The organism is Peptostreptococcus anaerobius 653-L, assembly GCF_000178095.1.
In the GTDB taxonomy this organism is placed as follows: domain Bacteria; phylum Bacillota; class Clostridia; order Peptostreptococcales; family Peptostreptococcaceae; genus Peptostreptococcus; species Peptostreptococcus anaerobius.
This window is the reverse complement of record NZ_ADJN01000046.1, coordinates 1-1123: the sequence shown is the minus strand read 5'-3', so window position 1 is coordinate 1123 and position 1123 is coordinate 1. Positions and strand designations below refer to the sequence as shown.

Below are 1123 nucleotides of genomic sequence, written 5' to 3'. Positions count from 1 at the left end.
ATAGATGAATTGTCAAATCAAATGCAACACCTATGGTAAGAGACCAAAAAGTTCTTCTATAGGTGTATTATATTTTATACATTTTCTAGGTCTATTGTTCATTAAATTTAAGTTATGATTTAAATCATCTATATCTACTTCTGATAAATCCATACCCTTAGGATAAAACTCTCTTAATAGCCCATTACTATTTTCATTTGTACCTTTTTGCCAAGCGCAGTAGGGATCACAAAAATATGTTTTGCATCCTAACTCTTTTTCTATTTTTTCGAATCCTGAAAATTCTTTACCTCTATCAAAGGTTATTGTTTTTACTAATGCTTTTGGAAAATCTTTTAGTGCATTGATTATTGCTAGGGTTACATTTTCTGACTTTCTATTTTCAACCAGGATTGCTATATAATATCTAGATTTTCGTTCTGCTAAAGTTACAAAACAATAACCACTTTTCCTTTTATGGTCGTTTCTGCCTGATTCTACAGTATCTCCTTCCCAGTGACCTATCTCTTGCCTTTTATATATTTCTTTAGGTCGTTTCTTAATAGTTCTGCCTTTATCATTGAATTTCCCTCTCTTTTCTGCTGGTCTTTTAAATTTTCCTTTTCTTCTCAAATTTTCCATACTGGTTTTTGGCACCTTTTTTGCGCGTATGAGTCTATATATAGTTGATGTAGATGGCATTTCATGAATCACACTTGTTCTTCTATTTGATATTTGTTCAGGTGACCAATGTTCGTTAATCTTTATAGTTAAATATTCAATGACATCTTTGGAAATATTACTTTTTCTATGGCAGTCCTTCCTTCTATCAATATATTTGTCGTTTGCCTTTACTGGGAAGTACTTAGTATAACTTCCTCTACTAACTTTTATTTTAGAAGAATTTCTTTTAATTTCACGAGATATTGTACTAGGTGACCTTTTAAGTGCTTGTGCAATTTTCCTTATACTCATTCCTAAATTTAAAAATTGATAGATACAAGCTCTCTCTTCTATGGTAAGATGGTTATAGCTCATAGTTAATCGCTCCTTTTAATATGTTTTGTTTGGTCACTTACATATTAACACAGCTGATTAGCTATGAGTTTATTTTATGTTGCACTTGTTATGATAAATTATCTAT

1 protein-coding gene is annotated in these 1123 nt (G+C 30.5%); it reads right to left on the bottom strand.

The features are described 5' to 3' along the window. Positions 1–30: 30 nt before the first annotated feature. Positions 31–1017 carry an IS30 family transposase gene (locus HMPREF0631_RS05180; RefSeq protein ID WP_002843882.1) on the bottom strand — a complete coding sequence of 329 codons (987 nt, stop codon included), beginning with the start codon at positions 1015–1017 and terminating at the stop codon, positions 31–33. Positions 1018–1123: the final 106 nt, after the last annotated feature.